The organism is Massilia sp. WG5, from assembly GCF_001412595.2.
Taxonomy (GTDB): domain Bacteria; phylum Pseudomonadota; class Gammaproteobacteria; order Burkholderiales; family Burkholderiaceae_D; genus Telluria.
Window position 1 is genome coordinate 5,087,153 of record NZ_CP012640.2, and the last position, 26,619, is coordinate 5,113,771.

Below are 26,619 nucleotides of genomic sequence, written 5' to 3' on the forward strand. Positions count from 1 at the left end.
CCCATGCGTCTACTGCGCCTTGCCGCCGCTGCCTGCCTGCTCGCCGGCGCCGCGACCGCCATCCCTGCCTTCGCTTCGCCAACCAGTCCGCAAGCCGGCGTCGACTACACGGTCCTTGCCCAGCCCCAGCCGGTACAGGCGGCCGGCAAGAAGGTCGAGGTGATCGAGTTCTTCATGTACCACTGCCCGGTGTGCAACGGGCTGGAGCCCGGCTTCGAGGAGTGGGTCAAGAAGCAGGGCGACCGCATCCAGGTGCGCCGCGTCCACATGCCCTACACCGGCGCCAACGATCCGGAAGCGCACCTGTTCCTGACCCTGGAAGCGCTGGGCAAGCTCGACGAGATGCACGGCAAGGTCTTCGACGCCGTGCACAAGCAGCACATCCGCCTGAACAAGGACGAGGCGATCATCGACTGGGTCTCGAAAAACGGCATCGACCGCACGAGCTTCCTGAATGCCTGGAACTCCTTCGGCGTGCAGACCCGCATGCGCCAGCTGGGCAAGCTGATCGAGGCCTACCGGATCGACTCGGTGCCGACCCTGGTCATCGATGGCCGCTTCGTGACCTCGCCGGGGCTGGCCCACGACAGCATCAAGACCAACAATCCGCAGGAAATGTTCCAGGCGACGCTGCAGATCGCCGACGCCCTGGTCGCCAAGGCGGCGGCGTCGAAGTAAGCCGGTTCAGCCCGCGATCACGCCATCCGGCAGGCTGATCGCGAAGCGTGCCCCGCCCAGCGGCGAGCGCTCCACGCGCAGGATGCCGCCATGCAGCATGACCGCCTTGCGCGCGATCGACAGCCCGAGCCCGAAACCGCCGGTGGCGCGGTCGCGGCTGCGGTCGAGCCGGTAGAAGGGTTCGAAGATGCGCTCGCGCTCTTCTTCGGGGATGCCGGGGCCGTCGTCGTCGACCAGGATTTCGAGCAGGCCGCCGTCGCGGTAGGCGCTCAGCGCCACCGTCCCGGCCGCGTATTTCTGGGCATTGCGCAGCAGGTTGCCGACCGCGCGCGCGAGCAGGCGGCGGTCGCCGTCGACGCTGCCCAGCATGGTCCCGAGTTCGACGTGCAGCGCGGCCGGGCGCGGATGCAGTCCGTCGGCGCATTCGCGCAGCACCGGCTCGACCTCGAACAGGGCGCGCTGCGGCTCGCTGGCGTTGTCCAGCTTGCTCATCGACAGCAGTTCGTTGACCAGCTCGTTCAGCTCGGCCAGATCGCCATCCATTGCCGCGATCCGCTTCGAGAGGGCCGGGTCGTTGGCCCGTTCGCTTAGCAGTTCCAGCGCGAATTCGAGCCGCGCGATCGGCGTGCGCAGTTCGTGCGAGACCGAATGCAGCAGGTTCTTCTGCGATTCCAGCAAGCCCTGGATGCGTTCGGCCATCGCATTGATGCGCTGGGCCAGCGGGTAGGCCGCGTCGGACGGTTTCATGACGGCGCGCGCCGACAGCTTGCCCGCGCCGAATTCGTCGGTTACCCGGGCCAGCATCTGCAGACCTTGCCAGTGCGAGCGCGACCACAGCGCGATCGGCACCAGCAGCGCCAGCGCCACCACCACATAGCGCACCACTTCCATCAGCAGCGCCTGGCCGAGGTCGACCGGCAGGCGGGAGGCGCGGATCGCGTCTTCATTGCTGCCGATATAGCGCTCGCCGCCGAGGTCGACGCGCCGGAAAAAGGTCTTGCGGCCGGGATCGAGCACGATCTCGCCGCGCTCGAAGGCCGCCTGGGCGCCGCGCGGCAGGGCGCTGCGGGCTTCGTCGAGCGGGATCAGGTCGAAGTGGACCGTCGAGACCTCGCGCACCTTGTTCAGGCGCCCCAGCCACTCGTCGGCCGGGGCCTGGTCCACGTAGTGTTCGAGCAGGAAGATCTGGGCCGATGCCTGGCGCCGCGCGATATCGTCCAGCGGGTCGCCGAACAGGCGCGCGAAGACGAAATACACGACGAAGGTCGCTGCCGTGATCGACAGCATGACCAGGATGAAGAAGCGGAAGAACAGGCGGTTCACGCCGCCGCTCCGGCGGGATCGTGGTGACTGCCGGTTACGTAAAGAATATTCAACTTGCTCATCATTCGAATTGTATAGGAGCAACCATCTTAAAGTTCGTGTTTTACAAATTGACGACAAAAGCGGTACATGTCGAGGAGGAATCTCTTGCCAAGCCTGCGTACGATGGGTACTCATCAGGTTTTTCCGTTTGGCCCACCTGATGCGCGAGTGAGGGTGGGCCTTTTTTATTCGCAGCAGAGAGGGAGAGAGAGTTAGGAAGTGAGAAGACAAGCACGTAGAATATTGTCTTCCCGAATCTTTTTACTCAGCATATGAAGAAGCTTCTTCCCCTCGTCCTGAGCACCGGCGCACTGGCCGCTTCGCTGGCCGGCGCCCTGGCGCAGGCCCAGACGCCGGCTGTCAATCCGATGCCGGACGGCAGCCGCGACATGTACGTGGGCCTGGGCGTGCAGTCGGCGCCGCGCTACGAGGGAACGGGAAGCCGCAAGCTGACGGCATTGCCGGTGCTTCAGGTTGAATGGAGCAACGGCATGTTCATTTCCGGGATGAGCGCGGGCATGCACCTGTCGAATTCGCCGACCGTCGAGTACGGACCGCTGCTGGCGGTCCAGCCTGGCCGCGACGGGTCCGGCACCGGCCCGATCATCGGCGGTATCAATGGTTTCGCAGGAATGGGGCCGATCATCGGCGAGAAGACGATGCTGGCCGCCCAGGGCCTGACAGGCATCGATGAGATCGGTGCCCGCCTGCAGGCCGGCGCCTTCTACAATGCCTACCTGAATCCGCAATGGCGCCTGACCTCGAGCCTGCTGTTCGGCGCGGGCCGGGACCATGACGGCGCGCGCCTCGAGCTGGGCGTGCAGCGCCTGGCGCTGGCCGCGGGCGAGCGCCACCGGGTGTCGCTGATGGCCGGCCTGGGCATCGTCAACCACCAGTACAACGCATCGTATTTCGGCGTCAGCGCGGCGGAAGCCGGGCGCAGCCGCTTTGCCGCCTACGCGCCGGGCCGCGGCCTGCAGGACGTGCATCTTGGCGCCCGCTGGAACTGGAGCCTGACGCCGTCCTGGATGCTGACGTCGAGCCTGCAGGCCAAGCGCCTGCTGGGCGACGCCAGCCATAGCCCGCTGACCGAGCGGTCCACCAACCTGACGGTTTCGACCGCCATCGCTTATCGATTCTGACGATGCGTCCTGTCCGACAATTCATCGCATCCCTTGCCCTGCTGCTGACGGCCGCTTCGGCCGGCGCGCAGGTGCGCAGCGGGGACGCCGTGAGTTACCGGGACGCCTACCGGGCCATGGTCGTGTTCGAGAAATACGGCGGTCCGAAGAACCTGCTGGTCAGCGAGCTGCAGGTGCTGCCCAGCGAGCGCGGCGCCCTGGCCGACGGACTGCAACTGGCCTTGACCGGCAAGTCGACCCAGCTGAACCTGCCGCTCGATCCGCTGGGCCGCACCGTGTTCCCGCTGCAGAAGGCCGCCTACGACGAGAACGCGACCCTGTCGCTGAGCAGCAGGAGCGGATTCACGCTGCGTCCGCAGGTCTCGATCGCCGTGCGCGCCGATGGCGTGTACGAGCTGGCCGAGCTGCGCGCCGCCTGTGCCCAGGCGCTGGCCTTCCTGCGCTACGTCGACGCCTCCCAGCGCGCGCGCCAGTGCGCCGCGGTGCGCTTCGTATTCCTGAAGCGCACCGAGGGCGGGGCGCGCCTGCGCCGGCCGGACGTCCCCGAGCAGGTGCTGCCCTTCACCGCCGGCGACGCCGACGAAGGCCTCCCCGCCGTCGTCTGGCGCTTCGGGACCGGCGCCGAGCGCGGCCAGGTCGTCACCATCCACCCGGCGCTGGCGATTCTTCCCATCTTCGACTAGCCGCGCTATTCTTGAGCGCATGACGAAGACCATCCTGATTACCGGCGCCGGCCGCGGCATCGGCGCCGCCTGCGCCATGCTGGCCGCCGAGCGCGGCTACGCAGTCTGCATCAACTACCGCAGCGACGCGGCGGCCGCGAACGCCGTCGTGCGCGCGATCCTTGACGCCGGCGGCGCCGCCTTCGCGCTGCAGGCCGACGTCGCCCGCGAAGAAGAGGTGCTGCGCATGTTCGCCGAAGTCGACGCGCGCTGCGGCCGCCTGGACGCGCTGGTCAACAACGCCGGCATCCTGGCGCGCCAGATGCGCGTCGAGCAGATGGATGCGGCCCGCATCGAGCGCATCCTCGCCACCAACGTCACCGGCAGCTTCCTGTGCGCGCGCGAAGCCGTGCTGCGCATGTCGACCAGGCGTGGCGGCAGCGGCGGCGCGATCGTCAACGTCTCCTCGCGCGCCGCGGTGCTGGGATCGGCCGGGGAGTACGTCGACTACGCGGCATCCAAGGCCGCGCTGGACGTGCTGACGATCGGGCTGGCGAAAGAGGTGGCGGACGAGGGCATCCGCGTGAACGGCGTGCGGCCCGGCCTGATCGACACGGACATGCACGCCAGCGGCGGCGAGCCGGGGCGCGTCGGGCGTCTGAAAACCTCCGTGCCGATGGCGCGGGGCGGCGAAGCGGAGGAGGTCGCGCGGGCGGTGCTGTGGCTGCTGTCCGATGAAGCGTCCTATACGACCGGCAGCTTCATCGATGTGTCGGGCGGGCGCTGAAGAAAGCTTCCATGGCGGCGTTGCACCGTCTCGCCGTACTAGCGTACTGTCTTCGACGGTGCGTCGGGTGGCCGCATCCCTTGCCCTGGAACTTTCTTCAACGCCCGGGCGCTGATCAATTCCAGGCCGAAGGCGAGAACAGGTAACCCTCGCCCCACACCGTCTTGATCTTTTCCGACAGGTTGTCGTCGAACTTCTTGCGCAGCTTGGAGATGCAGTTGTCGATGCTGCGGTCGAGGCCGTCGAACTCGATGCCGCGCATCTTCTTGAGCAGTTCGTCGCGCGACAGCACCCGGCCGGCCGCCTCGGCCAGCACCAGCAGCAGCTTGTATTCGGTATTGCTGAGGACGCAGGGCTGGCCGCGCCAGCTGACGCTGCGGTCGCTGGTCATGATGCGCAAGGCGCCGAATTCCAGCGCGCGGCTGTCCGACGCCGCCTTGGCCTGGGTGCGGCGCAGCAGGGCGCGCAGGCGGGCCAGCAGCACACGCGGCTGGACCGGCTTGTTGACGAAGTCGTCGGCGCCCTGTTCGAGGCCCGAGACTTCGTCGTAGGTGTCTTCGCGCGCGGTCAGGATCAGGATCGGCACTCCGGACTGCTCGCGGATCTGGCGGCAGACCACCATGCCGTCCATGCCGGGCAGCATCAGGTCGAGCACGACGATGTCGGGCTGCTTCTCCTTGAAATGCTCGAGCGCGGTGTCGCCGCGAGTAGCGAGCTCGACCGAGAATTCATAGCCGGACAGGTATTCCGTGACCAGTTCCGCCAGGCGCGGATCGTCTTCGACCAACAGTACGCGATACATGATAGATGTGCTCCTTCGCCCGACATTGTATAAGAGTAAATATCGAAGGAGCACATTTGCCGACGACGGCTGACAAACTGATACAGATTTAAGACAAATCCGCCGTGGCTCAGCCCATCTTCCGGCTCAAGTCCCACATGGCGTCGACCAGGCGGTCGATGTCGGTGGCGCTGGTCCACAGGTGGGTCGAGATCCGGATGACGTAGTGGTCGCTGGGCGCGCCGATCACCGGCACGTTCACGTTGCGGATCACGAAGCCGGGGCTGTAGTCGCTCAGCATGCGGCTGACGAACTGGCCCGACTTGACGCTGTCGAGCACGTCGGTCTCCTTGATGAAGGGGTTGAACGAGCTCACCGCGGACACCAGCTTCGGATCGTCCTTCGGCGAATACAGGCGCTCGACGCCCCACTTCTCGGCGATCTTTTCCTTCAGGTAGGCCGACAGTGCCAGGTCGTAGGTTTCGATCTTCTTGCGGCCGATCTGGTCCCACATCTGGCAGCTCGAGACCAGCGAGTGGAACATCGGCGTGTGCAGGCTGCCGCACGAGGTGATGGTCGAGCCGATGTCGTAGGCCGGCGTGCGGGTCGCGCCGCGCTGGTGCGCCGTCCAGCTGCTGGTATGGATCGGGAACCAGTTCGGCAGCGGCAGCGGGTTCGACGGACGCAGCTTGTTGCGCACGATCAGGATGCCGGTCGAGCCGGGGCCGCATTGCCATTTGTGGCCGGCGCCCGACATGAAGTCCATGCCGAGCTGGGCGTAGTCGTAGGCCATCATGCCGGGCAGGTGGGCGCCGTCGACGATGCTGATCAGCTCGTGCTGCCTGACCACGTTCATCAGGTCGGCGATCGGCAGCATGGTGCCGGTCTTGTAGGTCGGGGCCGAGAACATCATCGCGCGCACGCGCTTGCCCTGCGCCTTCAATTCCTTGATGCGGGTGTCGAACAGCGTGACATAGGTGGCGGCGTTCTGGTTGTTTCCGACTGGCAGCGGGATGCGCGAGACTTCGATCCCGTAGCGCGCGGTCGCGATCGCCAGCGGGGTCTCGCCGCCGCCATGCTCGTGGTTGGTGGTGACGATCACGTCGCCCGGGTTCCAGTCGATGCCGAGGACCGCGTGGCACATGCCGGACGAGGTGTTGGCCGAGAACGCCAGCTCGTCCGGATCGACGCCGAAGCCCGGCGCCACCTGCGTGCGTTCGGCCAGCAGGTTGCTGTAGCCGTTGCCGGATTCGGCCGCCTTGGCACGGTTTTCGGTGTCGAACAGGTCGAGCGCCACTTTCGGCATCGACCCTGCCGTGCCGACGTTCATGAAGCGCTTGGCCGGGTTCAGGATGAACATGTCCCTGACGTTGGTCCAGAAGGCCTCGTCGGCCAGCAATTGCGCCCGCAGTTCGTCGATCGGGCTGCTGGCGTGGCTGTGGCTGCACGCGGCGAGCGGGCCGAGGGCGGCCAGCGCCGCGCCCGAGCCGATGATCCGCATGAAGTCGCGCCTGCTCGGGCTCCAGTGCTTCGGAATATCCATCACGTCGTTCGACGACGGGGTGTCGATGTCTGCCGTGCTGCGATTCTGCATCCTGGTCTCCTCATCGATGGGGTGGCTTACTTGCGCTTACTTGCGCTGACTGGCGCTTACTTGCGTCCGGCGATGATCGCGATCTCGATCTTAGCGTCGCGTGGAATGCGGGCGACCTCGAGCGTCGCGCGGGCCGGCGGATCCTTCTTGAAGTACTGGCCATACACGGCGTTCATCGCCGCGAACTCGTTCAGGTCCTTCATGTAGACGGTGCTCGACAGGACGTCGTCATAGCTCAGGCCCTGCGAGGCCAGCCCCGCGCCGACGTAGTCGAGCACATGCCTGGTCTGCTCCTCGATGGTGGCGCCCTCGATCGCGCTGCCTTCCTTGTTCAGGGAAATGAGGCCGGAAAAATAGATGAGATTGCCGTACCCGATCATCTGGGAATATGGACCGATTGCCGGGTAGATCTTGTCGGTCGAAAGCGCCATCTTGTGCGGCGGCGGGGACGCACAGCCGCCCAGCACGATTGCACTGGCGCCAATGCACAAAGCCATCAATAAGCGTTTCTTGTCCACGGGTTCTCCTCGGTAAAGGGAAAGCGCTTCATTAAACGCTTTCTTGAAGGCAGCAAAAGGGGGGATCCATCGTTTATTGGCGGGTGTCAATTTTTACGGCGGAGGAAGTTGCTATTCGCCCCGATTTAGTGCGCCGAGCGGTTCCGTCCAAGGAGAGGGCATTTGAGACGCATCAGCAGGCATCCGTGTTGTTTCCGTACTCGCCTTGGCCTGTGTTCCTGCTGAACTACGCTGCAAGGACTGCGAGACCGCAGCGTGGCAGCAATGGGAGGCTGGTATGACTTTCCCGCATCAAATGAAGGCTCGCCGCGCCGCGGCCGGGGCGGTGCTGCTGGGCGCCGCGCTGGCGCAGACGGCGGCCCATGCCGACGAAGCCGATGCCAGGCGGCTGCTGAAGACGATGTCCGACTACCTGGCCGCGCAAAAAGCGATTTCCTTCGAGTTCGACTCGCGTCTCGACATCGTCAGTACCGAGCAGCAGAAGATCACCCTGGCCGCTTCGGGGAGCGTGATCCTGAACCGGCCGGACAAGCTGCACGTCACCCGGCGCGGCGGCTTTGCGAACATGGAGATGAGTTTCGACGGCAAGACCGCGACCCTGCTCGGCAAGAATTCGAAGCTGTACGCGCAGGTCGAGGCGGCCGGCACGATCGACCAGCTGGTGGACGTGCTGCGCGACAAATACCATCGCCCGGTGCCGGGCGCGGACCTGCTGATGTCCGATCCGTACAAGGAGTGGATGCCCGAGGTCACCGAGGTCAAGGATCTCGGCAGCGGCGTGATCCGCGGCGTGGAATGCGACCATCTCGCCTTCCGCACGCGCGAGGTCGACTGGCAGATCTGGATTGCCCAGGGGCCGAATCCCTATCCCTGTCGCTACAGCATCAACAGCAGGAAAGTCGTCGGGGCGCCGGAATACAGCCTCGACATCCGGGACTGGAAGACCGGCGCCCAGGTTGCCGCCGACCCCTTCAAGCTGAGCATCCCGGCCGGGGCCCAGAAACTCACGCCGGAAAAAGTCCAGGAGCTGAGCGACATTCCGAGCGTCTTCAAGGCCGCCGGCGCGGCGAAAGGCAAGCCATGAAGATCCTGAAACGCATCGGTCCGGCCCTGGCGGCCGTGGTGGCCCTGGGGCTGGCCTTCGAGGCGGCCGAGCGCGCCGGCATCCGGCATGTGCCGAGCTTCGTGGCCCCGGCCAAGGCTGTGGTAGGTCGCCCGCTGACCCCGGTCAGCTATGCGGGCGTGGCCCGGCGGACGGCACGGCGCTGCGCCGCCGGCGTCTATTATTGTTGAGAGCCGGACCAGGCCGGCAAACCCGGGATTGCCATCGTCACCGCTGATGCACGGGTCATGGACCAGGCGGGAAGGGCTGCGTGCGCTGCCCGCTTGTGATCCCGCTTTATTACCGTTTAGTCAGCGAGCGCGGAGCCGATGCGTGAATGCAGTACCATTTGCTTCGACCGGCATCCGCGGAGCATCGGCATGACATTGCATCGGAAAGGAATCCTTGTCGCGGCGGCCTTCTCGTCGCTGCTGTGGCCACTCGGGGCGCACGCCGACTGGGCGCAGTCAAGCGACCCGCTCGTCGTGCGGGCGAACCCGTCCAGCGGCGAGGCCCAGCTGCAGAACCCGCCCACCTTCACCTGGGCCCGTCACCCGGGCGGGGCGGCCCATTACGACATCGAGATAACGCGGGAGGGCGGGGCGCCGGTCACGGCGACCGTCGACCGCAACTGGTACCTGCCGACCAGGTCCCTGGTGCAGGGCAGGTACACATGGCGCGTGCGTCCGGCCGGTTCGAACGACTGGTCGACCCCGCGTGCGTTCTCGATCACCGGCAAGTCGACCGTGTTCGAGGTGCCGGACAATGCCACGCTGCGTGCGCGCATCCTGGCCAGGGCGCGGCCGCGTTCGCTGTCGCCCTCGTTCGCGCCGTATGCCGGATGGGGCGCCGCGAAGAAGAAGGACCTGGACCCGTACGTGAGCCGCCTGGCCAACGAAGTCAAGCTGCAGATCGGGGCCTTGCCCGACCTCGACGACCAACGCTGGCCGCTCGTGATGTCCAGGCCGATGACGGCGGCGATGGCCGCCCAGCAGCGGGATGTAGCGCACCGTACCGACGAAGCGTCGCGCCAGCTGGAAGCGGCAGCCCTCCTGTGGCGCCTGAAGAAGGATCCGGTGTACCTGAAGGAGGCCTTCAGGCGTGGCGACCAGCTGGCTGCGCTGAGTGCTTCCGGCGCGACCAGCTACACCAACCAGGACCAGGCCACGCGCCAGATCGCGCTGTCGCTGCTGAAGGCGGTCGACCTGCTGGCCGGCGACCTGGACGCCGGCCGCAAGGAACGGTGGCTGAACATCGCGAACGTGCGCGCCAGGGAAATGTTCAAGGACCTGTCCGCCGACCGGGGGCGCCTGGACCAGAACCCCCTGGATTCGCACGGCGTGACGCTGCAGGGCTACATGGCGCTGATCTCGACGCTGGCGCTGGGCGAACTGCCGGATGCGCAGAAGTGGTTCGACTTCAGCTTCCGCGCCCACGCCAGTACGCCGGAGCCCTGGTCGGGGCAGGAAGGCGGCTATGCCAACGGCACCGCCTACGCCGAATACACGGCCGGCTACATGATCGCGCTCTGGGATCCGATCCTGCAGGCGACCGGCGTGAACCTGTATGCCAAGCCGTGGACGGTCGGCTTCATGGACTTCATCATCGACTTCGTCCCGCCGGGCGCGTCGGTGCATGCCTTCGGCGACGGTTCCGAGACCAGGCCCGACTTCCGCGTGCTGCGCGCGCTGGCGAACCGCATGGTGTCGCCGCGCGCGGCCTGGTATGCGGGCAAGCTGACGGCGAACGAGGATGCGCTGTCCACCCTCGAAGGGCCGTACCCGATGCCGGTGACCGGCACCAGGCGCAAGATCCAGCCGGCCAACGCGGCCTGGTTCCCGGGCATCGGCTGGGTGGCGATGCACAAGAACATCGGCTCGCGCGGGGACGCGTCCTTCTACTTCAAGTCCAGCCCCTACGGCTCCTTCAACCACAGCCACGGCGACCAGAACGGCCTGCTGCTGTCGGTGGGCGGCCAGCCGCTGCTGGTCAAGGCCGGCTGGTACGACTGGTACGGCTCGCCGCGCTGGACCGACTGGTACCACCAGACCAGGTCGCAGAACGCGATCACCTTCGACGGCGGCAAGGGCCAGCTGGTGGACGGCTACCGCGAACAGCTGCTGCGCAATGGCCGGATCACCGAATTCGCGGTGCGGCCGGCGTATGACTATGCGGAGGGCGACGCCACCCCGGCCTACGGCGGCCAGCTGACCCAGGCCCGCCGCCAGATCGTGTACCTGCACCGGGCGAACGCGATGGTGGTGCACGACAAGCTGTCGGCAACCATACCGCACACCTACGAGTTCAATGTGCACGCCCCGAGCGTGATGAAGGTCGAGAGCCCCTCGAGCGTGAAGATTGCGGCGGGCGGCCAGTCGGTCTGCCTGCGCGACCTGAACGGCAATGCCCCCTTCGCGAAATGGGACGGCCCGGCGCCGAAGAAGGGCGTGACGGAAGACCACGGCGCGTTCTACCTGAAGAACGGCGGCCGGTCGATGGCGGAATTCCTGGTGCTGCTGGATGTCGGCTGCAAGCGGCCGCGCGTGAGCGTCGACAATGCGGGAGGGCGGCGCACGGTGACGGTCGGGGGACAGACCTTCGAGTTCGATTGAATTGCGCGCCTGAATGGAAACGGCCCGCACGAGGCGGGCCGTCGAATGCTCAAGCGTGTTCCGGGAAGATTACGCGAAGTTCTGGTTCACGAAGTCCCAGTTGACGATGTTCCACCACGACTCGACGAACTTCGGACGGGCGTTGCGGTAGTCGATGTAGTAGGCGTGCTCCCAGACGTCGACGGTCAGCAGGGCCTTGTTCTCGGTGGTCAGCGGGGTGCCGGCGTTCGAGGTGTTGACGATGTCGACGCTGCCGTCGGTCTTCTTCACCAGCCAGGTCCAGCCCGAACCGAAGTTGCCCACGGCCGACTTCTGGAACTCTTCCTTGAACTTGTCGAACGAGCCCCACTTGGCGTTGATGGCGTCGGCCACCGGACCGGTCGGCGCGCCGCCGCCGTTCGGCTTCATGCAGTTCCAGAAGAAGGTGTGGTTCCACACCTGGGCGGAATTGTTGAACACGCCGCCCTGCGATTTCTTGATGATTTCTTCCAGGGGCATGTTTTCGAACTCGGTGCCCTTGATCAGGTTGTTCAGGTTCGTGACGTAAGCCTGGTGATGCTTACCGTAGTGGAATTCCAGCGTTTCAGCCGACATGGTCGGCTGGAGGGCATCCTTGGCGTACGGCAGCGGCGGCAGAGTATGTTCCATGTCTTATTCCTTGATTGGTTGGAAACGGGTCGTTCTTCCGAAACGGTCGTGTATTTTAATCCGGATGCGTAAAGCTTGCATGTTTGGCTTTCGTTTCATTCAAGCAAATCCTGTACGCTCGCCACGCCGACTTCGGCGCTGCCCTGGGCCAGCCGCACCACGATGGTATCGCGCGGCTTGATCTGGCCGGGCGCGTGCAGCACCTTGCCCTTGGTATTGCTGACGATCGCATAGCCGCGCTCGAGCGTGCGCTGCGGGTTCAGCAGCTCCAGTTGGGCGCCCAGGGCGGCGAGCGCCTCGCGCTGCTGGCGCAGCTTGCCGGTCATGCTGGCCGCCAGCTGGCGGCGCTCGGAGGCCAGCAGGGTGCGCAGCGAACGCACATCCGGCAGGTGGCGCGCCCAGCGCTGCTGCAGCTGGGCCAGCAGCACGCCGTTGCGGTTGACCGGCGCGCGCACCGCATGCGTCAGACTGCTGGCCATGGCCAGGAGTTTCACGCGCTGGTGGGCGATCCGGTCCGAAGGGCTGATCATCCGGCGGCTGAAGCTGTCGAGGCTCTGGTTGGCCTCGGACAGGATGCGTTCCATCGCGCGGCGCAGGTCGTCGGCATCCGCTTCGAGTGAGCTCATCCAATCGTCGCGGGCGGTGGCGGCCAGCTCGGCGGCGGCGGTCGGGGTGGCGGCGCGCAGGTCGGCGGCAAAGTCGGCGATCGTGAAGTCGGTCTCGTGGCCCACGCCCGAGATCACCGGCATCGACGCGGCATTGATCGCGCGCGCCACCACCTCTTCGTTAAAGCTCCACAAGTCCTCGATCGACCCGCCGCCGCGGCAGACCAGCAGCACGTCGACTTCGCGCCGCCGCGATGCGGTGGCGATGGCCTCGGCGATCTTCTCGGCCGCGCCCTGGCCCTGCACCGGGGCCGGATAGAGCACCACGCGCACGTGCGGGGCGCGGCGCCGCAGCGCGGTAAGCACGTCGCGCAGGGCCGCCGCCTGCAGGCTGGTGACGATGCCGATGGCGCGCGTGAACAGCGGCAGCGGGCGCTTGCGCTCCTGGTCGAACAGGCCTTCATTGCCGAGCCGTTCCTTGAGGCGCATGAAGGCTTCGTACAGGGCGCCGACGCCGGCCCGGCGGATCGCCTCGACGTTGATCTGGTAGTCGCCGCGCGCGCCGTACAGGGTGACCAGGGCGCGCACCTCGACCTTGTCGCCCTCGCGCGGCGTGAAGCCGGCGTACTGGGCGCGGCCGCGGAACATCACGGCGCGCACCTGGGCGGCATCGTCCTTCAGCGTGAAGTACCAGTGGCCGGACGCGGCGCGGGTGAAGTTCGAGATCTCGCCGCCGATCCACACCAGCGGAAACGAGCGTTCCAGCAGGCGCGCGACCTGCTGGTTGAGCGCGGTGACGGTAAGGACGGGCGGGGCGGCGTAGGCCGGATCGGTGTCGGGCGGGGTCAGCATATGGATGAGCTAAATTGAACTGTCCACAAAAGCATGGCACCGCTTGGGTACCAAAAAATCTGCGGTAATACAACAAATAATTTTTGTAAACGATTGATTTTTAATGATTATTCTTGCTGCCTGATTTCGATGCAGAAACAAAATTTCCTTATGGATCAAAGGCTTGTCGCTGCCCGGCGGTACTTGGCCACAATCTTATCCACAGAATCTGTGAGGAAGTGGACAAGTGGGCGGGCTATCCAGGCTGCGCAATAAACAGGCATGCACTTGTTTTCTTAAGGCAATCAAGCACTTAGGCGAGAGTTCCGGGCCTTGCTCACATCGTTTTCCACAGTTTATGTGCAGAGATGGGATAAGCCGGGCTTACTGGGCGCTGCCTAAAAATGCTGCAGAGGTAATTTTTCCTTTAAATTCAAATACTTTGATGCCGATCAAGGGCCTTGCTCACAATCTTTTCCACAAAATTTGTGAAGAAGAGCCTGCTTATCCTTTCCGGCCGGCGTCCACTCGTCCAGCACCGGCAGCCGAGAGCGTAGGAGAGGGTAAGGTCCCGGAAGACAGGGATGCGACTATACCAGCCTCGCGCACGCTTACGCCCCTGCGCGCGGCGGACAATCCGAAGAGGGTTTGCTTAAATAATGGGCGTGCACGCCTTTTTCTTTTGAATTCAATGGTTTAGCGTTTTCCCGCCGGCTTTGCGCACATTGTTTTCCACAGTTTGTGTGCAAAGCCGGACTGAACTGGGGGTAACTCCCCCTGCCTAAAAAACGGGCGTGGTGAATTTTCCCTTATGAATCAAAGGCTTTGACCTTGCCGCATGCGCTTGCGCACAATTTTGTCCACAAAAAATGTGCAGAAGCGAACTGGGCCGAAGCAGTAGAAACCACCCGCATGGCTGCTAAAATTTTCATCGGGAAAATTTCCCTGATTAGAATCAATGGCTTACCTTGTGGAAAGGGTATTTCGCACAAATTTATCCACAGAAATTGTGGGCAAGTATGGCCCGCGAGGACTTGGTTTGTTGCGTTCAGGAAAACCGTTCTTGGACCTGCTTCGTTTTTACGCATGGCAAAATATCCCTTAAGAATCAATGAGCTTTCCTACAGTCAAGGCTCTTGCGCACACTTTTATCCACAGAAAGTGTGCAGAACTCTACTTGCCGCAACGACGGCAACAAGTTACATTGCGCAATTCGTTCACGTATAGTTTTTCTATACACACACGTATTGTTTTTTCTTTCCTTCAGGAGTTCCTTTTGCTCGCCATTCTTCAAGCCGCCGGCTGGCCCATCTGGCTGTTGCTGATTGCCTCGATCATCGCCCTGGCACTGATCGTCGAACGCCTGATCTACCTGCGCCGGGAAAAAATCCTGCCGCGCCAGTTGCTCAACGAGGTCATCCAGGTCTACCGCAGCGGTAAGGTCACGCCGGACATCATCGACAAGCTGGAGACCAACTCGCCGCTGGGCGCCGTGCTGGCTGCGGCCCTGCGCAATGTCGACGCCCCGCGCGACGTGATGAAGGAATCGATCGAAGAGGCGGGCAGGGGCGTGGCCCACGTGCTGGAACGTTTCCTGACCACGCTGGGCACGATCGCCTCGCTGGCGCCGCTGATGGGCCTGTTCGGCACCGTGGTCGGCATGATCGAGATCTTCGGCGCCCAGAACGCCAGCGGCACCAATCCGGCCCAGCTGGCGCACGGCATCTCGGTGGCCCTGTATAACACCGGCTTCGGCCTGGCGATCGCGATGCCGGCCCTGGTGTTCTACCGCCACTTCCGCGCCCTGGTCGACAGCTTCATCATGGACATGGAGCTGCAGGCCGTGAAATTCGTCGACGTCGTCCACGGTGCGCGCAAATGATGGACTTTCGCCGCGGCCGCAAGCGCGAGGATCCGGAAATCAACCTGATCCCGTTCATCGACGTGCTGCTGGTGGTGCTGATCTTCCTGATGGTAACCACCACCTACAGCAAGTTCACCGAGCTGCAGATCACCCTGCCGACCGCCGACGCCGAGAAGGCGATCGACAAGCCTTTCGAGATCAATGTCACCGTCGACGCCAAGGGCAACTACACGGTGAATAATGTGCCGGTGTCCTTCCACGGTGTGGCCGGCCTGGCCGACGACCTGAAGCGCGCGGCCGCCACCGGCCCGGACGGCAAGCCGCTGGCGACGCCGGCCAAGGACCCGGTGATCATCGTCAACGCCGACCAGTTCGCCATGCACCAGATGGTGATCAATGTGCTGGAAGCGGCGCGTCTGGCCGGGTATGAGAAGCTGACGTTTGCGGCGCAGAGCGGCGGGCAGAAGTAAGTAATGACGCGTCGTTCCCGGCACTGCCGGAAACGACTTCCCGCGTTCGCGGGAACGACGTTTACGAGCCAACGCTTCTTTTACGCGCTAACGCTTTTCACATGGCATCCTCCCTCGAATCGACCCTCACCCGCGCCTGGCTGCGCCGCGGCCCCCTGGCCGTGGCCCTGTGGCCCTTGTCGCTGCCCTTCCGCGGCCTGGCGGCGCTGCGCCGGCTGCTGTTCCGCGCCGGTGTGCTGAAGTCGGAGCGGCTGCCGGTGCCCGTCATCGTGGTCGGCAATATCTTCATCGGCGGTACGGGCAAGACCCCGCTGACGATCTGGCTGGTCGAGCAGCTGCGCGCCGCCGGCTTGCGGCCGGGCGTGATTTCGCGCGGCCATGGCGGCGATGCCGATGCCGATGCCGGCCCGCGCGAAGTGCTGCCCGGATCGGGCGCGCGCGAGGTCGGCGACGAGCCGCTGCTGATCGCCGCCCGCACCGGCTGCCCGGTGGTGGTCGGCCGCCGCCGTGCGCAAGCGGGGCGCTGCCTGCTCGAACGCCATCCCGAGGTCGACGTGCTGGTGACCGACGACGGCCTCCAGCATTACGCGCTGCAGCGCGACGTCGAGCTGGTGCTGTTCGACGGCCGCGGGGTCGGCAACGGCTGGACCCTGCCGGCCGGGCCGCTGCGCGAAGCGCCTTCGCGCCGGCGCGATTTCACGGTCGTGAACACGCCCGCGCTGACGCCGCTGCTGGCCGCGGCGGTCGGCGGCCGCCCTTACCAGATGACGCTGGCCGGCGGCGTCGCCGAGCAGCTGTGCGATCCGGCGCGCCGCCTGCCGCTGGCCGAGCTGGCCGGCATGCCCGGCAAGCGCATCGTGGCCGCCGCCGGCATCGGCAATCCGGGACGCTTCTTCGCCATGCTGAAGGCGGCCGGACTCGGGATCCGCGAGCTGGCGCTGCCGGACCACCATGACTTCCTGGACGACCCTTTCCGGGGCCTGGACGCCGACCTCATCCTGATTACCGAGAAGGATGCAGTAAAATGTCGGCAACTTGAACATCTGAACAACGACCCGCGCCTGTGGGTCGTCCCGGTCACCGCGCAAATCGACCCTGCGCTGGCCGCTCAAATCGTGGAGAAATGTCGTGGACGCCCGACTGCTTGATATCCTGGTCTGCCCCCTGTGCAAGGGACCGCTCGAATATGACAAGAAAGCGCAGGAACTGATCTGCCGCCCGGACCGCCTGGCCTATCCGATCCGCGACGGAATCCCGATCATGTGGGCCGACCAGGCCCGCAAGGTCGAGCCGGCGCTCTGATCCTGTCATGAGCTTTACCGTCATCATCCCGGCGCGCCTGGCCTCGACCCGGCTGCCGAACAAGCCGCTGGCCGACCTCGGCGGCAAGCCCATGGTGGTGCGCGTGGCCGAGCGGGCGCAAGAGTCCGGCGCGGCCCGCATCGTGGTCGCCACCGACCACGCCGACATCCTCGCCGCCTGCGCCGCCCACGGCATCGAAGCCTGCATGACCCGTGCCGACCATCCGTCCGGCACCGACCGCATCGCCGAAGTGGCGCGCACCCTCGCCCTGCCCGACGACGCCGTGGTGGTCAACCTGCAGGGCGACGAGCCGCTGATCGACCCGGCCCTGCTGTCCGCCTGCGCGGCCCGCATCGGCCGGGACGTGCCGATGGCCACCTGCGCCCATCCGCTGCACGATGCGCTCGATGCCTTCAACCCGAACGTGGTCAAGGTCGTGCTGGACAAGCTCGGGCGCGCCCTGTACTTCTCGCGCGCCACCATTCCCTGGCACCGCGACGCCTTCGCGCAGAGCCGCGACCAGTTGCCGGCCGGCTATGTGCCGCTGCGCCACATCGGTTTGTATGCTTACAGCAACGTTTTCTTGCAGAAATATCCTGCACTGGAAGCGTCGCCGCTGGAGACGATCGAAGCGCTGGAACAGCTTCGCGTGCTCTGGCATGGCGTCCCGATCGCGGTGCACGTCACCGACAGCGCCCCAGCCGCCGGGGTCGATACGCCGGAAGACCTCGAACGGGTGCGCTCTTACTTCGCATCTTGATCCTGGTGGAAACACCGTTGTGGCTGCTCTGCGCCACCTCAAGCAAGCCCTTCGATCGCTCCCTCCCAGTGGCGTTTAGTGCTGCTTTTGTGGTAACTTCCGGATATAGCTAGTTAAATATGCATCAACACCTTTTAGGAAACCCTTCATGCGTCTCATTCTGTTAGGAGCCCCCGGAGCCGGCAAAGGCACTCAGGCAAATTTCATTAAAGAAAAATACAACATTCCCCAGATCTCTACCGGCGACATGCTGCGTGCGGCCATCAAGGCCGGCACCGAGCTGGGCCTGGCGGCGAAGAAGGTGATGGACGCGGGCCAGCTGGTGTCGGACGACATCATCATCGGCCTGGTGAAGGAGCGCCTGAAGGAAGCGGATTGCGCCAACGGCTACCTGTTCGACGGCTTCCCGCGCACGATCGCGCAGGCCGACGCCATGAAGGAAAGCGGCGTCAACATCGACTACGTGCTGGAAATCGACGTGCCGGACGAGATGATCGTCGAGCGCATGACCGGCCGCCGCACCCACCAGCCGTCGGGCCGCGTCTACCACGTCAAGTTCAACCCGCCGAAGACCGAGGGTCTCGACGACGTCACCGGCGAGCCGCTGGTGCAGCGCGACGACGACCAGGAAGAGACCGTCAAGAAGCGCCTGGCCGTGTACCACAACCAGACCGAAGTACTGCTCGGCTACTACAACAAGTGGGCGCAGTCCGGCCTGCCGGGCGCGCCGAAGTACCGCAAGATCTCGGGCGTGGGCCCGGTGGATCAGGTACGCGAAGCCGCGTTCGCCGCATTGGCTGGCTGAGCCGGCCGGGTAATCGAGTTTGCCGGGCGCGCGCCCATCGCGCCGCCCGATGGCTCCGGATGACATGTCGCCATCCGTCCAGTTTTCAGGATCAAAGTTTCGCAGTACGCAGCACCATGTGCAGCTTGTTACTTGATCGAAGGACGAGGAGGGGACGATATGGCATCCACACAGCTGGGCTTCGCCGTCGCATGCGGCGTCATCGCGGTACTTTACGGGCTGTGGTCGCGCAGCTGGGTCCTGCAGCAGGATCCCGGCAACGGCCGCATGCAGGAAATCTCGCTGGCCATCCAGCAGGGCGCGTCGGCCTACCTGGCGCGCCAGTACCGCACCATCGGCATCGTCGGCGTGATCCTGCTGATCGCCATTTTCTTTCTTCTCGGCGGACTGACCGCGGCCGGCTTCCTGGCCGGGGCGGTGCTGTCCGGCGCCTGCGGCTTCATCGGCATGAACGTCTCGGTGCGCGCCAACGTCCGCACCGCGCAGGCCGCCTCCCGCGGGCTGGATGCGGCCCTGCACGTGGCCTTCCGCGGCGGCGCCATCACCGGCATGCTGGTGGTCGGGCTGGGGCTGCTCGGCGTGTCGCTGTTCTACTGGTTCCTGGTGGGGCGCGCGGACGCCGCGCTGTCGCTGCATGACACCATCCAGCCACTGGTCGGCCTGGCCTTCGGCGCCTCCCTGATCTCGATCTTCGCGCGCCTGGGCGGCGGCATCTTCACCAAGGGCGCCGACGTCGGCGCCGACCTGGTCGGCAAGGTCGAGGCCGGCATCCCCGAGGACGACCCGCGCAATCCCGCCGTCATCGCCGACAACGTGGGCGACAACGTCGGCGACTGCGCCGGCATGGCGGCCGACCTGTTCGAGACCTATGTCGTGACCCTGGTCGCCACCATGCTGCTGGGCGCCCTGATGGCGCCCGGCGTTGCCGGGGCCGTCACGGACAGCACCGCCGTCGTCTACCCGATGCTGCTGGGCGCGGTGTCGATCATCGCCTCGATCGTCGGCTGCTCGCTGGTCAAGAACCGTCCCGGGCACAAGATCATGTCGGCCCTGTACACGGGGCTGTGGTGGTCGGCCGGGCTGTCGCTGATCGGCTTCGCCCTGGTCACCTGGCTGGTCTGGGCCGACGATCCCATGCGCTGGCGCATGCTGGGCTGCGCCGTGGTCGGGATCGTGCTGACCGGCTCGATGGTCTACATCACCGAGTACTACACCGGCACCGAGTTCCGTCCGGTGCAGCACATCGCCCAGGCCTCGACCACCGGCCACGGCACCAACATCATCGCCGGCCTGGGGGTGTCGATGAAGGCGACCGCGTATCCGGTGCTGGCGGTCTGCGCCGCGATCCTGCTGGCCTTTGCGATGGCCGGGCTGTACGGCATCGCGATCGCGGCCACCGCCATGCTGTCGATGGCCGGCATCATCGTCGCGCTGGATGCCTACGGGCCGATCACCGACAACGCCGGCGGCATCGCCGAGATGAGCGGCCTGCCGGACAGCGTGCGCGCCGTCACCGACCCCCTGGACGCGGTCGGCAACACCACCAAGGCCGTGACCAAGGGCTATGCGATCGGCTCGGCCGGCCTCGCCGCGCTGGTGCTGTTCGCCGACTACACGCATGCGCTGGAGGCGGGCGGCACCCGCATCAGCTTCGATCTCTCGAACCCGATGGTGATCGTCGGCCTGTTCATCGGCGGCCTGGTGCCCTACCTGTTCGGGGCGCTGGCGATGGAAGCGGTGGGACGGGCGGCCGGCGCGGTGGTGATCGAGGTGCGGCGCCAGTTCCGCGACATCGTCGGCATCATGGACGGCAGCGGCAAGCCGGAATACGACAAGGCCGTCGACATGCTGACCGCCTCGGCGATCCGCGAGATGGTGGTGCCTTCCCTGCTGCCGGTGGTGGTGCCGGTCGCGGTCGGTATGCTGCTGGGCCCGGTGGCGCTGGGCGGCATGCTGATGGGGACCATCGTGACCGGCCTGTTCGTGGCGATCTCGATGACCACCGGCGGCGGCGCCTGGGACAACGCCAAGAAATACATCGAGGACAGCCACTACGGCGGCAAGGGCTCGGATGCGCACAAGGCGGCCGTCACCGGCGACACGGTCGGCGACCCCTACAAGGACACGGCCGGGCCGGCGGTAAACCCGCTGATCAAGATCATCAACATCGTCGCGCTGCTGCTGGTGCCCCTGCTGCCGGCGGGCGGCGGCTGGCTCGCGGTGACCGCGCCGCAGATGACGGGAACGGAGATGATGCGGCCGGCCGCCACCGTGGCCGCGCGGAGCCTCAGCGCCCCAACGCCTCCGTCAGTGCCTGCCGCAGCGACTCCCGGTCCGAATCTCCCCGGTAGCGTACGCCATTGATGAAGAAGGTCGGCGTCCTGGTGGCGCCGTCGTGGCGGGCGCGCTCGCGGTCCTGCTGCACGCGCGGGCGGTGGCGCCGCTCCATGAGCTCGGCGCGGAAGCGTTCGAGGTCGAGATCCACGCTTTCGGCCAGCACGGCCAGGTCCGGCTCGTCCATGACCTGGCGCTGCTGTTCGTACAGCATGTCGTGCATGTCCCAGAACTTGCCTTCGCCGGCGGCGGCCTCGGCCGCTTCCGCCGCCGGCTCGGCCAGCGGGTGAAGCTCCGCCAGCGGCAGGTGGCGGAAGACCAGGCGAATCCCACCCAGCTCGTCCGCCAACTCCGTCAGCGCGCTGTGGGCCCGCGCGCAATAGGGGCACTGGAAGTCGCCATACTCGATCAGGGTCAGCGCCGCATCCTGCGGGCCGCGTACGTGTTCATCGGGGCCGATCTAGTCCACACGATCCATGAAATTCTCCTGTGTTCGCGAAGGGGGCCATCATGGCATGTGGCCGGGATCGCCGCCGCGAGTTTCGGAGAGGAATCAATGAGCTTATAAAAACCGCTCAGGGTAAGGCGCATCGGCGAAGACAGTACGTTAGTACGACGAGACGATGCAACGCCGCCATGAGCGGTTTTTAGGAGCTCTAAAATACGCACATCTTGTCGGCTTCCTCGCGCAGCCAGGGCCGGAAGTCCGGGTGTGCGATCGCAATCAGCGCCTGGGCGCGCTGCTTGGCCGACTTGCCGCGCAACTGGGCCACGCCCCATTCCGTCACCACGTAGTTGACGTCGTTCTTGCTGGTGGTCGCGTGGGTGCCGGGCGAGAGCGTCGGGACGATGCGCGAGACCGTGCCGTCCTTGGCGGTCGACGGCAGCACGATGAAGGACTTGCCGCCGCGCGAACGGTTGGCCGCGCGCACGAAGTCGACCTGGCCGCCGGTGCCGGAATAGGGCAGGTGGCCGATGCTCTCGCTGCCGCACTGGCCCAGCAGGTCGACCTGCAGGCTGGCGTTGATCGACACCAGCCTGTCGTTCTGGCCGGCCACGTAGGGGTCGTTGGTGAAATTCGACGGGTGCATCTCCAGCATCGGGTTCTGGTGCATGAATTCGTACAGCTTGCGCGAGCCGAGCGCGAAGGTGGCGACCATCTTTCCCGGCAGCAGCGTCTTCCTGCTGTTGTTGACCGCGCCGGATTCGACCAGCTTCAGGATGCCGTCGCCGATCATCTCGGTATGGATGCCGAGGTCGCGCTTGCCGGTCAGTTGCATCACCACCGCATCCGGGATGCCGCCGTAGCCGATCTGCAGGGTCGAGCCGTCCTCGATGTGCTCGGCCACCAGGGCGCCGATGGCTTCCTGCACCGGGCCGATCTTCGGCAGGCCGACTTCCATGATCGGCTCCTCGCTTTCGATCAGGGCCGTCACCTGCGACAGGTGGACGTGGCACTGACCGTGGGTGAAGGGCACGTTCGGGTTCACCTCCAGCACCACCACGCGCGCCTTGGCGACCGCGGCCATCGTGTAGTCGGTGCCGAGGCTGAGGGCGAACCAGCCGTGCGGGCTCATCGGCGAAGCCATGGCGAACACGACGTCGGCCGGCATCAGGCCGCGCTCGATCAGCGCCGGGATCTCGGAAAAGTAATTCGGGATGAAGTCGCACCAGCCGCCCTGGCCACCCGGGCGGGAGGCGCCGCCGAAGAACAATGAGGCATGGCGTACGTGTTCGTGGCATGCGCGCTCGAAGTAGCCGTACTTGCGCATCGCCAGGATCTGCGCGACCTTGATATCGGAAAAGCGCTGGTGCTGCTCCGACAGCGCGTGCAGCAGGCCAGGGGGCTCGCCGACCCCGGTCGGGACGATGATCATGTCACCGTCGAGCAAGTGATCGAGGGCGTCGAGGGCGCTGCCGCGTTTCGACTGGTACATCTGCTGCAGGTTCTGCATTGCCGTCTCCTGTCGTTATCGTCGTCTTGATGCGGTACTCTTGTTCAGCATAGCAAACTACGCGCAAAAGCTGACAGGGAGTTGACGCCCTTTCGACCAGGGCGCCGGACAGGGCTGGCGAATGGTGACAGGCGCGCGCCGGTCCCGATAAGCGCAGCCGATAATGGGCTCATCATGTCAGACGAGGTGGGCCATGAACACGATCGGATCATTCGGCGCCCTGGCGCTGTCGGCGCTGCTCGCCGGCACGGTTTCGGCAGCCCAGGCGCGGCAGGCGCCAATGCAGCCGCAAGCCCAGCCGCAGGTGCAGACGCCGGAGCAGACCCGGCAGGCGCAGGAAGCGCGCGAGCAGGCTGAATCCTTCCTGCGCAGGGAGGAGGGCGCCGCCACCGGGCGCCAGAACCGGAGCACCGACCGGGCCAACCAGGATGCCGGCGTGGCCGACGAAGCGGCCGGCCACAGCGATGCCGCCCGGCCCGCGCGCAGCACCGACCCGAACGCGGGCGCCGCGCCAAACACCATGCGCCCCGCCGGCGGCACCCCGGCGCCCAGCTACGGCCCGGTGCTGAACCCGCGCCAGCGCCAGGCCGGCGACCCGGCGCGCAAGGACCCGGCCGAAGTCCGCGACGAAACCGACACCCTGACGCGCGAAGCCCAGCCGCGCTCGCAACAATCGTCGCCGCCGCAGCAGCCGCCACCGCAGCAGCAGCCACAGCAAAAGCAGCAGAAGCAGGCGAAGCAGGCCCGGCGCCGGCATGAAGCCTGGCAGGCGAGCGGACCGCTGGCGCCGCGTCCGCCGGGCGGCGGCGAGCCGGCGGCCATCGGCTACGGCGCGGTGCCGGTCCCGGCGCCGGCCCAGGCGCCGCAGCCGGTGGTGCCGAGTTCGGCGCCCCTGAATTCCTGCGTCGGCGGCGCCTGCCGCGACGCTGCCGGCGGCACCTACAACCTGGGCCCGAGCGGCAGCGGCGTCAACCGCAGCGGCCGCCCCTGCACCCGCGTCGGCACGACCGTCCAGTGTTTATAAACATGGTGTTTGGCGCCGAAGCTCGCTACAATCCGGGAGTTGACGTTTACGTAAACGTTACCTGAGGTCGATTGAGAATTCCTGGAGGAGAGACAGCAATGCAAATTCAGAACAATGTATTCATCGTGACGGGCGGCGCGTCCGGCCTGGGCGCGGCCACCGCGCGCATGATCGTGGACGCCGGCGGCATGGCCGTGCTGGCCGACGTGCAGGTAGAGGCTGGCGAGAAACTGGCCGCCGAGCTGGGCGCCGGCAAGGCGCGTTTCGTGAAATGCGACGTCACCTCAGAGGCAGACGGCCTGGCGGTGGTCGATGCCGCCGCCTCGATGGGCGCCATCCGCGGCCTGATCAACTGCGCCGGCGTGGCGCCGGCCATCAAGACCGTCGGCAAGGACGGCCCGCACCCGCTCGACGCCTTCCAGCGCGCGATCAACATCAACCTGGTCGGCACCTTCAACATGTGCCGCCTGGCGGCCGACGCGATGGGCAAGCTCGACGCGCTGGAGTATGGCGAGCGCGGCGTCATCATCAATACCGCCTCGGTCGCGGCCTTCGACGGCCAGATCGGCCAGGCCGCCTACGGCGCGTCGAAGGCCGGCGTGGCCGGCATGACCCTGCCGATGGCGCGCGACCTGTCGCGCAGCGGTGTGCGCGTGATGACCATCGCGCCGGGCATCTTCGAAACCCCGATGCTGATGGGCATGCCCCAGGAAGTGCGCGATGCGCTGGGCAAGATGGTGCCGTTCCCGCCGCGCCTCGGCATGCCGTCCGAATACGCGCACCTGGCCAAAACCATCATCGAAAACACCATGCTCAACGGCGAGACGATCCGCCTGGATGGCGCGATCCGCATGCAGCCAAAATAATGGGCTGAAATCAGGTTTCGTGAGCAACTTGCTCATTTGATGTAGGATGCTCCGTGATATCGGGCGTGCAGGTCGGTAACAACGATGGCTGCACGCCCTGTTTTTTTCCGGAGATCCGATGAAGTTGACACTGCCGTTTTCCCTTTCCCTGCTTGCGGCCGTCCTGGCCGCCGCACAAGTCCCCGTCTTCGCCCAGGATGTCCTCCAGAAGGCGCCCGAAGCCGCCACCGGCTACACGGAAAAGGCCGGCTGGGCCGCCCGCAAGTACATGGTGGCGGCCGCCAATCCGCTGGCGGTCGAAGCGGGTTACGAGATGCTGAAGCAGGGCGGCACTGCGATCGACGCCGGCATCGCGACCCAGCTGGTGCTGACCCTGGTCGAGCCGCAATCGTCCGGCATCGGCGGCGGCGCCTTCCTGATGTACTACGACGGCAAGAAGGTGCAGGCCTTCGACGGCCGCGAGACCGCGCCCTCGAAAGCCGACGAGCACCTGTTCCAGCACCCGGACGGCAGCCCGCTGTCGCGCACCGAGGGCATCGTCGGCGGCCGTTCGACCGGCGCGCCGGGCGTGCTGCGCATGCTGGAACTGGCGCACCGCCAGCACGGCAAGCTGCCCTGGAAGACCCTGTTCGGGCCGGCGATCCGCCTGTCCGAGAACGGCTTCGCGGTCAGCCCGCGCCTGAACGGCCTGCTGGCCTGGGACCCCTACATCCGCAGGGACCCGACCGCACGCGCCTACTTCTATGGACCGGACGGCAAGCCCTGGCCGGTCGGCCACATCCTGAAGAACCCGGCGCTGGCGCGCACCCTGCGCGAAATCGCCGAGGGCGGCGCCGACGTCTTCTACACCGGCCACATCGCGCGCGACATCGAAGCCAAGGTCAAGGGCCACCCGACCAATCCGGGCCTCCTGAGCGCCGCCGACATCGCCGCCTACCAGGCCAAGCAGCGCGATCCGGTCTGCAACGATTACCGTGCCTGGACCGTGTGCGGAATGCCGCCGCCGTCCTCGGGCGGCATCGCGGTGGCCCAGATGCTGGGCATGTTCGAGACCCGCGACATGAAGGCGCTGGCGCCGACCAACGGCATCCCGAATGCGGATGCGGTGCACGTGTTCTCGGAAGTCGGGCGCCTGGCCTATGCCGACCGCGACCGCTACGCCGCCGACACCGACTTCGTGCCGCTGCCCGGCCGCGGCATCCCGGCCCTGCTGGACAAGGACTACCTCGGCAAGCGCGCCGGCCTGATCGGGCCGCGCTCGATGGGCAAGGCCGAGGCCGGTCACCCGCCGGGCGTCGAGACCGCCTGGAACTGGGGCCAGGACAATTCGATCGAAGCCCATTCGACCTCGCACATCGTGGCCGTCGACGGCTACGGCGCCGGCCTGTCGATGACCACCAGCGTCGAAGATGCCTTCGGCTCGCGCCAGATGGTCGACGGTTTCATCCTGAACAACCAGCTGACCGACTTCTCCTTCGATTCGCGCGACGCCAATGGCCCGGTCGCCAACCGCGTCGAGGCAGGCAAGCGTCCGCGCAGCGCGATGAGCCCGACCATCGTGTTCGACAAGAAGAGCGGCCGCTTCGTCGAGGCGATCGGTTCGCCGGGCGGCCCCTTGATCATCAACTACGTGGCAAAAGTCCTGGTCGGCACCCTCGACTGGGGCTTGAACATGCAGCAGGCGATCGCGCTGCCGAACTTCGGCAGCCGCAACGGACCGACCGAGCTGGAAGCGGGGCGTTTCCCGCAATCGGAAATCGAGCAACTGAAGGCGCGCGGCCACGCGATCCGCATCGGCGAGCAGAATTCCGGCCTGCACGGCATCGAGCGCATGGACATCCACGGCGTGCCGCTGTGGTTCGGCGGCGCCGATCCGCGTCGCGAAGGTGTGGCAAAAGGCGACTAAAACGATAG

26 protein-coding genes are annotated in these 26,619 nt (G+C 66.0%); 17 read left to right on the top strand and 9 right to left on the bottom strand.

The window, feature by feature from the left end; all coding sequences use genetic code 11:
- The first annotated feature begins 3 nt into the window (after positions 1 to 3).
- Positions 4 to 678: a thiol:disulfide interchange protein DsbA/DsbL gene (locus AM586_RS22705; RefSeq protein WP_047823334.1), complete on the top strand. Its 675-nt coding sequence runs from the start codon at positions 4 to 6 to the stop codon at positions 676 to 678.
- Between the two features lie 6 nt (positions 679 to 684).
- Here the strand turns inward: AM586_RS22705 and AM586_RS22710 are convergent, their stop codons facing one another.
- Entirely contained in the window at positions 685 to 2,001 is a 1,317-nt protein-coding gene (locus AM586_RS22710; protein ID WP_047823332.1) for an ATP-binding protein, read from the bottom strand.
- 314 nt (positions 2,002 to 2,315) lie between these two features.
- On the opposite strand from AM586_RS22710, the gene AM586_RS22715 reads away from it, so the two are divergent.
- The 3 genes from AM586_RS22715 to AM586_RS22725 are packed head-to-tail and all read left to right on the top strand — an operon-like array spanning position 2,316 to position 4,634.
- A complete protein-coding gene (locus AM586_RS22715; protein ID WP_047823330.1) occupies positions 2,316 to 3,185 on the top strand; it encodes a MipA/OmpV family protein in 870 nt (289 codons plus the stop codon).
- Positions 3,186 to 3,187: 2 nt separating this feature from the next.
- On the top strand, positions 3,188 to 3,868 hold the full coding sequence (locus tag AM586_RS22720; RefSeq protein WP_047823329.1) for a hypothetical protein: 681 nt from the start codon (positions 3,188 to 3,190) through the stop codon (positions 3,866 to 3,868).
- Positions 3,869 to 3,887: 19 nt separating this feature from the next.
- Positions 3,888 to 4,634: an SDR family oxidoreductase gene (locus AM586_RS22725; protein WP_109370514.1), complete on the top strand. Its 747-nt coding sequence runs from the start codon at positions 3,888 to 3,890 to the stop codon at positions 4,632 to 4,634.
- A gap of 115 nt (positions 4,635 to 4,749) precedes the next feature.
- Here the strand turns inward: AM586_RS22725 and AM586_RS22730 are convergent, their stop codons facing one another.
- The 3 genes from AM586_RS22730 to AM586_RS22740 all read right to left on the bottom strand — a co-directional run bounded on the left by AM586_RS22730 (position 4,750) and on the right by AM586_RS22740 (position 7,506).
- Complete coding sequence (locus AM586_RS22730) at positions 4,750 to 5,436, bottom strand: response regulator transcription factor (RefSeq protein WP_047823325.1); 687 nt, start codon at positions 5,434 to 5,436, stop codon at positions 4,750 to 4,752.
- 109 nt (positions 5,437 to 5,545) lie between these two features.
- Positions 5,546 to 6,958, bottom strand: a complete 1,413-nt coding sequence (locus tag AM586_RS22735; RefSeq protein WP_229411073.1) for an aminotransferase class V-fold PLP-dependent enzyme — start codon at positions 6,956 to 6,958, stop codon at positions 5,546 to 5,548.
- 107 nt (positions 6,959 to 7,065) lie between these two features.
- Positions 7,066 to 7,506 carry a Rid family detoxifying hydrolase gene (locus tag AM586_RS22740; protein ID WP_047823418.1) on the bottom strand — a complete coding sequence of 147 codons (441 nt, stop codon included), beginning with the start codon at positions 7,504 to 7,506 and terminating at the stop codon, positions 7,066 to 7,068.
- Positions 7,507 to 7,804: 298 nt separating this feature from the next.
- Here AM586_RS22740 and AM586_RS22745 point away from each other — a divergent pair, with 298 nt between their 5' ends.
- The 3 genes from AM586_RS22745 (at position 7,805) to AM586_RS22755 (ending at position 11,241) form a co-directional block, all read left to right on the top strand.
- Complete coding sequence (locus AM586_RS22745) at positions 7,805 to 8,611, top strand: DUF2092 domain-containing protein (RefSeq protein ID WP_082439480.1); 807 nt, start codon at positions 7,805 to 7,807, stop codon at positions 8,609 to 8,611.
- Positions 8,608 to 8,820: a hypothetical protein gene (locus AM586_RS22750; protein ID WP_047823322.1), complete on the top strand. Its 213-nt coding sequence runs from the start codon at positions 8,608 to 8,610 to the stop codon at positions 8,818 to 8,820. The genes AM586_RS22745 and AM586_RS22750 overlap by 4 nt, the downstream gene beginning before the upstream one ends.
- A gap of 189 nt (positions 8,821 to 9,009) precedes the next feature.
- Positions 9,010 to 11,241, top strand: coding sequence for a heparinase II/III family protein (locus AM586_RS22755; protein ID WP_047823320.1), 2,232 nt, complete (start codon positions 9,010 to 9,012; stop codon positions 11,239 to 11,241).
- 69 nt (positions 11,242 to 11,310) lie between these two features.
- Here the strand turns inward: AM586_RS22755 and AM586_RS22760 are convergent, their stop codons facing one another.
- The 3 genes from AM586_RS22760 to AM586_RS28355 form a co-directional block, all read right to left on the bottom strand.
- Entirely contained in the window at positions 11,311 to 11,889 is a 579-nt protein-coding gene (locus AM586_RS22760; RefSeq protein ID WP_047823318.1) for a superoxide dismutase, read from the bottom strand.
- Positions 11,890 to 11,984: 95 nt separating this feature from the next.
- On the bottom strand, positions 11,985 to 13,346 hold the full coding sequence (gene xseA / locus AM586_RS22765) for an exodeoxyribonuclease VII large subunit (RefSeq protein ID WP_060566736.1): 1,362 nt from the start codon (positions 13,344 to 13,346) through the stop codon (positions 11,985 to 11,987).
- Between the two features lie 788 nt (positions 13,347 to 14,134).
- A complete protein-coding gene (locus tag AM586_RS28355; RefSeq protein ID WP_162600582.1) occupies positions 14,135 to 14,413 on the bottom strand; it encodes a hypothetical protein in 279 nt (92 codons plus the stop codon).
- A gap of 188 nt (positions 14,414 to 14,601) precedes the next feature.
- Here AM586_RS28355 and AM586_RS22770 point away from each other — a divergent pair, with 188 nt between their 5' ends.
- From AM586_RS22770 to AM586_RS22800, 7 genes are all read left to right on the top strand, one after another.
- Positions 14,602 to 15,207 (top strand): MotA/TolQ/ExbB proton channel family protein, encoded by a 606-nt coding sequence (locus AM586_RS22770; RefSeq protein ID WP_047823316.1) that lies wholly within the window; start codon positions 14,602 to 14,604, stop codon positions 15,205 to 15,207.
- Positions 15,207 to 15,659 carry a biopolymer transporter ExbD gene (locus AM586_RS22775; RefSeq protein WP_047823314.1) on the top strand — a complete coding sequence of 151 codons (453 nt, stop codon included), beginning with the start codon at positions 15,207 to 15,209 and terminating at the stop codon, positions 15,657 to 15,659. Before AM586_RS22770 ends, AM586_RS22775 begins: the two co-directional genes overlap by 1 nt.
- Positions 15,660 to 15,760: 101 nt before the next feature.
- Positions 15,761 to 16,807 carry a tetraacyldisaccharide 4'-kinase gene (gene lpxK, locus AM586_RS22780; protein WP_047823312.1) on the top strand — a complete coding sequence of 349 codons (1,047 nt, stop codon included), beginning with the start codon at positions 15,761 to 15,763 and terminating at the stop codon, positions 16,805 to 16,807.
- Positions 16,788 to 16,961 carry a Trm112 family protein gene (locus AM586_RS22785; protein ID WP_082439481.1) on the top strand — a complete coding sequence of 58 codons (174 nt, stop codon included), beginning with the start codon at positions 16,788 to 16,790 and terminating at the stop codon, positions 16,959 to 16,961. The genes lpxK and AM586_RS22785 overlap by 20 nt, the downstream gene beginning before the upstream one ends.
- A 7-nt stretch (positions 16,962 to 16,968) precedes the next feature.
- Positions 16,969 to 17,721 carry a 3-deoxy-manno-octulosonate cytidylyltransferase gene (gene kdsB, locus AM586_RS22790; RefSeq protein ID WP_047823311.1) on the top strand — a complete coding sequence of 251 codons (753 nt, stop codon included), beginning with the start codon at positions 16,969 to 16,971 and terminating at the stop codon, positions 17,719 to 17,721.
- Between the two features lie 148 nt (positions 17,722 to 17,869).
- Positions 17,870 to 18,526, top strand: coding sequence for an adenylate kinase (gene adk, locus AM586_RS22795; protein WP_047823308.1), 657 nt, complete (start codon positions 17,870 to 17,872; stop codon positions 18,524 to 18,526).
- Between the two features lie 159 nt (positions 18,527 to 18,685).
- Positions 18,686 to 20,890: a sodium-translocating pyrophosphatase gene (locus AM586_RS22800; RefSeq protein ID WP_047823306.1), complete on the top strand. Its 2,205-nt coding sequence runs from the start codon at positions 18,686 to 18,688 to the stop codon at positions 20,888 to 20,890.
- On the opposite strand, the gene AM586_RS22805 is transcribed toward AM586_RS22800, so the two are convergent.
- Both AM586_RS22805 and AM586_RS22810 read right to left on the bottom strand, forming a co-directional pair.
- Positions 20,814 to 21,320: a thioredoxin domain-containing protein gene (locus AM586_RS22805; RefSeq protein ID WP_082439482.1), complete on the bottom strand. Its 507-nt coding sequence runs from the start codon at positions 21,318 to 21,320 to the stop codon at positions 20,814 to 20,816. The two genes, AM586_RS22800 and AM586_RS22805, sit on opposite strands and share 77 nt — an antisense overlap.
- A 196-nt stretch (positions 21,321 to 21,516) precedes the next feature.
- A complete protein-coding gene (locus AM586_RS22810; RefSeq protein ID WP_047823304.1) occupies positions 21,517 to 22,815 on the bottom strand; it encodes an acetyl-CoA hydrolase/transferase family protein in 1,299 nt (432 codons plus the stop codon).
- 193 nt (positions 22,816 to 23,008) lie between these two features.
- Here AM586_RS22810 and AM586_RS22815 point away from each other — a divergent pair, with 193 nt between their 5' ends.
- The 3 genes from AM586_RS22815 to AM586_RS22825 all read left to right on the top strand — a co-directional run bounded on the left by AM586_RS22815 (position 23,009) and on the right by AM586_RS22825 (position 26,611).
- Entirely contained in the window at positions 23,009 to 23,839 is an 831-nt protein-coding gene (locus AM586_RS22815) for a hypothetical protein (RefSeq protein ID WP_047823303.1), read from the top strand.
- A gap of 98 nt (positions 23,840 to 23,937) precedes the next feature.
- A complete protein-coding gene (locus AM586_RS22820) occupies positions 23,938 to 24,705 on the top strand; it encodes a 3-hydroxyacyl-CoA dehydrogenase (RefSeq protein WP_047823301.1) in 768 nt (255 codons plus the stop codon).
- A 118-nt stretch (positions 24,706 to 24,823) separates the two neighbouring features.
- Positions 24,824 to 26,611, top strand: a complete 1,788-nt coding sequence (locus tag AM586_RS22825) for a gamma-glutamyltransferase family protein (RefSeq protein WP_047823299.1) — start codon at positions 24,824 to 24,826, stop codon at positions 26,609 to 26,611.
- Positions 26,612 to 26,619 lie beyond the last annotated feature (8 nt).

Excerpts from the sequence above, each read along its gene's own strand:
- AM586_RS22705 (WP_047823334.1), top strand. The coding sequence starts at position 4 with ATGCGTCTACTGCGCCTTGCCGCCGCTGCCTGCCTGCTCGCCGGCGCC.
- AM586_RS22715 (WP_047823330.1), top strand. The coding sequence starts at position 2,316 with ATGAAGAAGCTTCTTCCCCTCGTCCTGAGCACCGGCGCACTGGCCGCT.
- AM586_RS22720 (WP_047823329.1), top strand. The coding sequence starts at position 3,188 with ATGCGTCCTGTCCGACAATTCATCGCATCCCTTGCCCTGCTGCTGACG.
- AM586_RS22725 (WP_109370514.1), top strand. The coding sequence starts at position 3,888 with ATGACGAAGACCATCCTGATTACCGGCGCCGGCCGCGGCATCGGCGCC.
- AM586_RS22730 (WP_047823325.1), bottom strand. The coding sequence starts at position 5,436 with ATGTATCGCGTACTGTTGGTCGAAGACGATCCGCGCCTGGCGGAACTG.
- AM586_RS22735 (WP_229411073.1), bottom strand. The coding sequence starts at position 6,958 with ATGGATATTCCGAAGCACTGGAGCCCGAGCAGGCGCGACTTCATGCGG.
- AM586_RS22740 (WP_047823418.1), bottom strand. The coding sequence starts at position 7,506 with ATGGCTTTGTGCATTGGCGCCAGTGCAATCGTGCTGGGCGGCTGTGCG.
- AM586_RS22745 (WP_082439480.1), top strand. The coding sequence starts at position 7,805 with ATGACTTTCCCGCATCAAATGAAGGCTCGCCGCGCCGCGGCCGGGGCG.
- AM586_RS22750 (WP_047823322.1), top strand. The coding sequence starts at position 8,608 with ATGAAGATCCTGAAACGCATCGGTCCGGCCCTGGCGGCCGTGGTGGCC.
- AM586_RS22755 (WP_047823320.1), top strand. The coding sequence starts at position 9,010 with ATGACATTGCATCGGAAAGGAATCCTTGTCGCGGCGGCCTTCTCGTCG.
- AM586_RS22760 (WP_047823318.1), bottom strand. The coding sequence starts at position 11,889 with ATGGAACATACTCTGCCGCCGCTGCCGTACGCCAAGGATGCCCTCCAG.
- xseA (WP_060566736.1), bottom strand. The coding sequence starts at position 13,346 with ATGCTGACCCCGCCCGACACCGATCCGGCCTACGCCGCCCCGCCCGTC.
- AM586_RS28355 (WP_162600582.1), bottom strand. The coding sequence starts at position 14,413 with ATGCGTAAAAACGAAGCAGGTCCAAGAACGGTTTTCCTGAACGCAACA.
- AM586_RS22775 (WP_047823314.1), top strand. The coding sequence starts at position 15,207 with ATGGACTTTCGCCGCGGCCGCAAGCGCGAGGATCCGGAAATCAACCTG.
- lpxK (WP_047823312.1), top strand. The coding sequence starts at position 15,761 with ATGGCATCCTCCCTCGAATCGACCCTCACCCGCGCCTGGCTGCGCCGC.
- kdsB (WP_047823311.1), top strand. The coding sequence starts at position 16,969 with ATGAGCTTTACCGTCATCATCCCGGCGCGCCTGGCCTCGACCCGGCTG.
- adk (WP_047823308.1), top strand. The coding sequence starts at position 17,870 with ATGCGTCTCATTCTGTTAGGAGCCCCCGGAGCCGGCAAAGGCACTCAG.
- AM586_RS22800 (WP_047823306.1), top strand. The coding sequence starts at position 18,686 with ATGGCATCCACACAGCTGGGCTTCGCCGTCGCATGCGGCGTCATCGCG.
- AM586_RS22810 (WP_047823304.1), bottom strand. The coding sequence starts at position 22,815 with ATGCAGAACCTGCAGCAGATGTACCAGTCGAAACGCGGCAGCGCCCTC.
- AM586_RS22815 (WP_047823303.1), top strand. The coding sequence starts at position 23,009 with ATGAACACGATCGGATCATTCGGCGCCCTGGCGCTGTCGGCGCTGCTC.
- AM586_RS22820 (WP_047823301.1), top strand. The coding sequence starts at position 23,938 with ATGCAAATTCAGAACAATGTATTCATCGTGACGGGCGGCGCGTCCGGC.
- AM586_RS22825 (WP_047823299.1), top strand. The coding sequence starts at position 24,824 with ATGAAGTTGACACTGCCGTTTTCCCTTTCCCTGCTTGCGGCCGTCCTG.